A 7,113-nucleotide genomic window follows, 5' to 3' on the forward strand; every position below is an offset into this window, starting at 1 on the left:
CTTTATGGCCTGGTTATGAAGGAGGGCCTTCATTTTTCCTTGTGACATCCCCTTTGCCTGAAGTGTATTATATTTCGGATTATCACAAGTAAGCAGACTGAATGGCACTACATCTTTAATCTGTTTGGCAATTTCGATAATCTGTGGGTCTTTCAGATTTTTAGAATCCTGGACACCCAGTTCTTTCAATAGAGGCAGCTGCTCTTTTTTTGCATAGACAGCAACGACGGTCATGGGTCCGAAATAGTCTCCTGTCCCGACTTCATCCGAACCAATAACAGACATGGTGCCAATATGGGCAGGCGGTGAATAACGATGGACATTGACTGATGCGGTAGAGGCTGCTTTTTTCTTTGGAGCAGCAGCACCTTTCTGCCACTTTTTCGCTTCCGTTTCAGCATTCTTTCCTTGGAAAAGGACCTTTCCGGATTTATAGGCGGTCACCGTACATAGGGGTGGCTTAGCTGAAAAGATACTTCCTGGTGGCAGTTTTGCGGCTAAGGAAGAGGAATAATGAGATTTCATTTCCGTTATTTGTGAAGGACTGATAAGTAAAACAACATGAGACATAATTAGAAACTCCTAACTCAATTTTATTTTTTTAGGGAGTCCTCAACCTAAGGTCGATTTCGTTTGACAAATTATTGCAATTTTATGCAAGAAATGACGTTGTACTCTCTTTCATGACGAAAAACTTCATGATATGATAGAATTAGGATTGTTTAGATTGGGGGCATCATTTTGTCAGACGATAAACGAAATAAAACAACAGTTGATATATACGGACAACCATATACAATCGTCGGTACAGAAAGCGCGAGTCATATGCGCCAGGTTGCTTCGCTGGTTGACGAGAAAATGAGAGAAATCAGTATGAAAAATCCATATTTGGATACGAGTAAGCTTGCGGTATTAACGGCCGTGAATACCGTCCACGAATATATTAAATTAAAAGATGAACTAGACCAGCTTCAACTGGAATTAAAGAGAGAGAAGGACTGAGTACATGCTAGATTTAGCAATTTTGGCCATTCTTTTAATCGGTTTATTAATCGGTTTAAAGCGTGGCTTTATTTTACAAACTGTTCATATGACTGGATTTATAGTAGCTTTCATTGTCGCCTATGTGTTCTACGGCGATCTTGCTCCCAATTTGAAATTGTGGATCCCATTCCCGACGATAGGTGATTCTTCGAACATTAATATGTTTTTCGAGACAGTAGGGCTTGAAACGGCGTATTACAACGCTATTGCCTTTGCAATCATTTTCTTCGCTACCAAAATTCTCTGGCAAATGCTTGGATCGATGCTCAATTTCATTACCTATCTGCCGATTTTAAAACAGCTAAATCGCTGGGGTGGCGGGATATTAGGATTTGTCGAAGTCTATCTTATCATGTTTATTATATTATACATAGCTGCCTTGCTGCCAATGGATTCCATTCAGGAACCATTAACCGGCTCTTTTCTGGCAGAATCTATAGTGAAACATACGCCGTTCCTTTCCGAACAAGTTAAAGATCTTTGGTTTGTGAAATAATCTTAATGACAGTAAACGAGGGCCTATCTACCTTTCTCAAAGTCCTAGATTCCTATACTTTGAAAGGGTGAGGCCCCTTTGTATGGAGAACGATGAAACTTCTTTCTTGTTGATTCGTATAGTAAGAATCGGACTGCTTGTACTTTACCTCCAAGAAAGGTATCTTTAAGAAAGTAAATAAGGGACACCCTACTAATTTTTTCGGCGGTGAAAAAAATGACAGTAAATAAAAAAGATATCATTAAATTACTAGAAAAAATTGCAATATATATGGAGTTAAAAGGAGAGAATCCGTTTAAGGTTTCAGCTTTCCGCAAGGCGGCAGGTGCCTTAGAAACGGATGATCGGAGTTTGACGGCAATCGAAGATTTTACCACTTTAAGTGGAATCGGGAAAGGAACAGCAGCCGTCATTGAAGAGTATATCAATGAAGGAAAGTCGACTGTTCTTGAAGAGCTTCAGGAGCAGGTGCCAAAAGGTTTGATTCCGCTCTTACAACTTCAAGGGTTGGGAGGGAAAAAAATTGCCAAGCTGCATAAAGAGCTTCATATCAATGATGTGAATGACCTGAAACTCGCTTGTGAAGAAGGCAAGGTCGCGGCACTTTCCGGTTTCGGTAAAAAAACGGAAGAGAAGATTTTGTCTGCGATTGCTGAGGCTGGATCAAGGCCTGATCGGCTTCCGCTTGCCTTCATGAGACCGATTGCGGATGATATTGAATTGGCTATTACCAACATGGAATATATCATCCGTTCATCAAGAGCCGGCAGTATCCGTCGTATGAGAGAAACGATTAAAGATCTCGATTTTATTATTTCGACTGATAAACCCGAAGCTGTGAAGGTTCAGCTTCTTTCATTATCGGGCATAAAACAGGTGATTGGAGCCGGCGATACAAAGGTGTCAGTTGTACTTGATTATGAATATGATATATCTGTTGATTTCCGAATCGTGAAGGATAAGGAATTTATCACGACCCTCCATCATTTTACCGGTTCAAAAGATCACAATGTCCGGATGCGCCAACTGGCTAAAGATCGCGGTGAAAAAATCAGTGAGTATGGAGTAGAAGTGGCTGAGACGGGTGAAGTATTAACATTTGAAACAGAAGAACTCTTTTATAATCATTTTGGACTACCGTTTATTCCTCCAGAATTACGTGAAGATGGAACGGAAGTGGAGCAATATGATGCAGATGAACCACTTATTTCGGTAGAAGATATTCAAGGTGATCTGCATATGCATACCACATGGAGTGATGGGGCTTATTCGATTGAAGAAATGATTGAAGCGTGCCGGGCCAAAGGTTATAAATATATGGCCATCACTGACCATTCACAATATTTGAAAGTGGCTAACGGTCTGACCGTGGAACGCTTACGTGAGCAAAAACAAATCATTCATGACCTGAATGAAAAATATGATGATTTTACCGTGCTTTCAGGGATTGAAATGGATATACTTCCTGATGGAACACTTGATTATGACGATGAGTTGTTGGCAGAGATGGATTTGGTTATCGCCTCAATCCACTCAAGTTTTTCCCAGCCTCGTGATACGATCATGGAGCGCTTAAAAACTGCGTTAAATAACCCGCATGTTGATATCATCGCCCATCCAACTGGAAGAATTATCGGCAAACGAACTGGTTATGATGTTGATATTGATATGCTGATTGAACTAGCGCTCGAAACGAATACAGCACTGGAATTGAATGCTAACCCGAATCGATTAGATTTGGCTCCGCCGCATTTACGGAAGGCACAGGAAGCAGGCGTTCCGATTGTGATCAATACCGATGCTCATAGCATTGACATGCTTGAACATATGCCGGTCGGGGTTTCTTCGGCTAAAAAAGGCTGGATTAAAAAATCCACTGTCCTTAATGCAAAGAATACTGATGGATTATTAACGTTTTTAAAGAGAAATGACTAACTATTTGCCCACAAAAGAGGAGGAGCTTTAACTCCATGCATAATAAAGCTTTAAAGACATTGGAATTTCATAAAATTAAAGAACAATTAGTCTCACATGCATCCTCTTCCATAGGAAAGGAGAAGGCACAGCAATTGATGCCTTCCACTGACTTTGAGGAAGTATCGAGGTGGCAGGAAGAAACAGATGAGTCAGCCAAAATTGTCCGTTTAAAAGGAAATTTGCCATTGGGCGGAATTTTTGATATCCGTCCACATGCAAAACGGGCTCAGATTGGCGGTATGCTTTCACCGATGGAATTGATGGAGCTTGCGAGTACGCTTCGTGCCGGCAGGATTCTGAGTCGTTTTTTTGATGAAATCGCGGAGCAGGAAATCGAAGTTCCACTTTTAGCAGAATATATTGATTCACTTCATCCGTTGATTGAATTGCAGCAGGAAATTACTTATGCTATTAGTGAGCACGGCGAAGTGATGGATTCTGCGAGCGATAAGTTGCGTACCCTTCGAAACCAGATTCGTACGAACGAAAGCCGTGTCAGGGAAAAACTCGAAAGTATGATTCGTTCCTCCAATGCGTCGAAAATGTTGTCAGACGCCATTATCACAATCCGGAATGACCGTTTTGTTATCCCAGTAAAACAGGAATATCGAAGTGTGTATGGCGGGATCATTCATGATCAATCTTCATCCGGACAAACGTTGTTTATTGAACCACAGGCAATCGTTCAATTGAATAATGTACTTCAGGAAACACGAGTGAAGGAAACACAGGAAATAGAACGGATTTTAGTCGAGTTATCGGAAAAAGTCGGTGAGTTCACCCCGGAATTGCTTCACAATGTTAAGGTGCTCGCACAAGTCGATTTCCTTGTCGCCAAGGCAAAGTACGCAAAAGCGATAAAAGGGTCTAAACCAATTCTAAATAATGAGGGACGCGTGAAATTATTCAAAGCGAAGCATCCGCTCATTCCGAGTGATGTTGTCGTGGCCAATGACATTTTCCTTGGTGATGAATTTACGACAATCGTCATTACTGGTCCCAATACAGGGGGTAAAACCGTTACCCTTAAAACGATTGGCCTATGTACGTTAATGGCCCAGTCCGGTCTGCAAATTCCTGCGCTGGATGGTTCTGAAACGGCTGTGTTTTCCTCTGTTTATGCCGATATTGGCGATGAACAGTCGATTGAACAAAGCTTAAGTACATTCTCTTCCCATATGGTCAATATTGTCGATATCCTAAAGAATGTCGATTATGATAGCCTTGTTTTATTCGATGAGCTTGGAGCGGGAACTGACCCTCAGGAAGGTGCCGCATTAGCCATTTCAATTTTGGATGAAGTTTATAAGCGCGGTGCACGTGTGATTGCAACGACCCATTATCCAGAATTGAAAGCGTATGGATATGACAGGGAAGGCGTCATTAATGCAAGCGTTGAATTTAATGTAGAAACCTTGAGTCCAACGTATAAACTGTTGATTGGTGTACCGGGGCGGAGTAATGCGTTTGAAATTTCCAAGCGTCTTGGCTTGGAAGAGAGCGTTATTAGCCACGCCCGCAGCCATATCGGTGAAGATACGAATAAAGTTGAGAATATGATAGCGTCCCTTGAAGATAGCCGCAAGAAGGCCGAAGAAGAGGAACTAGAAGCCGCAGATCACCTGAAACAGGCTGAAATTCTTCATAAAGACCTTCAAAAGCAAATTGGTGAATACCATGAAGAACGGGATGCGATGGTCGAAAAGGCAGCAAAAGAAGCAGCTGCCATTGTGGAAAATGCAAAAAAAGAAGCGGAAGCAATTATTGCTGATTTACGTAAACTGCGTCTTGAAAAGCATGCTGATGTCAAAGAGCATGAATTAATCGACGCGAAAAAGCGACTTGAAGATGCAGCACCTAAAATAAAAAAATCAACAAATAAAGTGGCTAAACCGTTGGATAAAAGCTTAAAACCTGGAGATGAAGTTAAGGTTGTTAGCTTTGGACAAAAAGGTCATCTAATTGAGAAAGCTTCAAGTAATGAATGGCAGGTTCAAATCGGAATCATGAAAATGAAGGTAAAGGAATCTGACTTAGAGTTCATTAAGACTACAAAAGTAAAAGAAACGAAACCACTTACCACGATAAAAGGAAGAGATTATCACGTTAGCCTTGAGCTTGACCTTCGTGGGGAACGTTTCGAAAATGCACTGTCCAGAGTGGAGAAATATGTTGATGATGCTCTGCTGGCCGGATATTCGAGTGTCTCTATCATTCACGGTAAAGGAACGGGAGCTCTCCGGTCAGGTGTTCAGGAATACTTGAAACATCACCGCTCTGTCAAACGAATTCGGTTCGGCGAGGCTGCAGAAGGTGGAACAGGTGTGACGGTGGTAGAATTTAAATAAAGGAAAGTGGTCATTCCGGCTATTCTGCCAAGCCGGATGGTCAGTTACCATTCGGGAGTTGTGCCATGGAGAACATGTGGGAAAATGAATATGTATATATAGCTGCTCGTTACAGTGTTGTTATTTTGTGCATTATTGTTTTTTTAGCCATTTTTGAACTTGTCACAAAGTACAAAAATTGGGAGGAAATCAAACAGGGAAATCTTTCTGTCGCGATGGCCACAGGCGGAAAGATTTTTGGGATTGCCTATGTATTTCAACAATCTATTCTCCTTCAGAACTCGATAATTACAATGATTGGCTGGGGCGTATACGGATTTGTCCTGCTGCTGATCGGTTATTTTATTTTTGAATTTATGACGCCTGGATTTAAAATAGATGAAGAGATACAAAAAGATAATCGGGCAGTTGGATTTCTATCGATGATCATTTCAATCGCTTTATCTTTTGTCATCGGCGCTGGAATTTCTTAATGCTCTGCATGAGAGGGAGAAAACTGTGGAGAAACTTGCAAAAATCTTAATCGTTTGTTGCGGAATTTTTTTTCTGTTTGGAATCATTTATATGATATTCTTCACCTGATAGAAGCGGCCTTTGTGTCGCTTCTTTTATTTGACCTCCTATTAAAAAATGATGTTTTGAGTGTATAAATATTAATTAATTGACAGTTTGGAAGAGGAGGAAGAAAAGTGGATCAGTCTAAACTGATACAAAAGATTGAAGAAATATCAATGAACGCTTTACCGGCACTGCAAACGCAAATTTATCAYTTCCCGCCAGAAGACTCCCTCTTCAAGCGTGTGAAGGGCGAGAGCCCAACGGTAAGGGGAAGATGAATGGCGGTTGGCATAAGCCAAAGTAATCTTTTGACAAACATACGTTCTGTGGTTAATAATAACTATAAGGGGGTGAAACCAATGATCGTAAACAAAGCTTATAAATTTCGAATCTATCCAACTAAAGAACAACTAGTTCTAATCAATAAAACRAYCGGCTGCTCCCGTTTTGTCTATAACTTCTTTTTAGGCAAACAAAAGGAGAAAGATGCCTACTGGTATATTTGTGAAGAAATGAAGCAGAACGGCCAATTATCCTCTAATGAATGGAAAGGTTCTTTTCTGAATAAATACGCAACAATCAAAGAACTTCCAGCTTTAAAGAAAGAGTATTCTTTCCTGAAAGAAGTAGACAGTATTGCCTTACAGAAATCGGTGGAAAATTTAGCAGATTCCTATAGTCGATATTATA

7 protein-coding genes are annotated in these 7,113 nt (G+C 40.8%); 6 read left to right on the forward strand and 1 reads right to left on the reverse strand.

What is annotated here, in order from left to right; translation table 11 throughout:
• On the reverse strand, positions 1 to 570 hold a 570-nt coding region (gene rnhC, locus AC1DUW_RS17720; RefSeq protein ID WP_477643091.1), incomplete at its 3' end, for a ribonuclease HIII.
• Positions 571 to 741: 171 nt separating this feature from the next.
• Between rnhC and zapA the strand changes: the two genes are divergently transcribed.
• From zapA to AC1DUW_RS17750, 6 genes are all read left to right on the forward strand, one after another.
• Positions 742 to 1,002, forward strand: coding sequence for a cell division protein ZapA (zapA, locus tag AC1DUW_RS17725; RefSeq protein WP_053347231.1), 261 nt, complete (start codon positions 742 to 744; stop codon positions 1,000 to 1,002).
• A 4-nt stretch (positions 1,003 to 1,006) separates the two neighbouring features.
• Complete coding sequence (locus AC1DUW_RS17730; protein WP_053347230.1) at positions 1,007 to 1,540, forward strand: CvpA family protein; 534 nt, start codon at positions 1,007 to 1,009, stop codon at positions 1,538 to 1,540.
• Between the two features lie 216 nt (positions 1,541 to 1,756).
• Positions 1,757 to 3,475 carry a DNA polymerase/3'-5' exonuclease PolX gene (gene polX, locus AC1DUW_RS17735; protein ID WP_477643092.1) on the forward strand — a complete coding sequence of 573 codons (1,719 nt, stop codon included), beginning with the start codon at positions 1,757 to 1,759 and terminating at the stop codon, positions 3,473 to 3,475.
• 35 nt (positions 3,476 to 3,510) lie between these two features.
• Positions 3,511 to 5,865: an endonuclease MutS2 gene (locus tag AC1DUW_RS17740; protein WP_053347228.1), complete on the forward strand. Its 2,355-nt coding sequence runs from the start codon at positions 3,511 to 3,513 to the stop codon at positions 5,863 to 5,865.
• Between the two features lie 65 nt (positions 5,866 to 5,930).
• Positions 5,931 to 6,338 (forward strand): DUF350 domain-containing protein, encoded by a 408-nt coding sequence (locus AC1DUW_RS17745; protein ID WP_053347227.1) that lies wholly within the window; start codon positions 5,931 to 5,933, stop codon positions 6,336 to 6,338.
• A 444-nt stretch (positions 6,339 to 6,782) separates the two neighbouring features.
• Positions 6,783 to 7,113, forward strand: a 331-nt coding sequence (locus AC1DUW_RS17750; protein ID WP_477643093.1) for a helix-turn-helix domain-containing protein, incomplete at its 3' end; no start/stop codon positions are given.

The organism is Peribacillus sp. P4_C12, assembly GCF_056402095.1.

Bases quoted from the DNA above. Each gene is read 5' to 3' on its own strand.
- AC1DUW_RS17730 (WP_053347230.1), top strand. From the start codon at position 1,007: ATGCTAGATTTAGCAATTTTGGCCATTCTTTTAATCGGTTTATTAATC.
- AC1DUW_RS17745 (WP_053347227.1), top strand. From the start codon at position 5,931: ATGGAGAACATGTGGGAAAATGAATATGTATATATAGCTGCTCGTTAC.
- AC1DUW_RS17740 (WP_053347228.1), top strand. From the start codon at position 3,511: ATGCATAATAAAGCTTTAAAGACATTGGAATTTCATAAAATTAAAGAA.
- polX (WP_477643092.1), top strand. From the start codon at position 1,757: ATGACAGTAAATAAAAAAGATATCATTAAATTACTAGAAAAAATTGCA.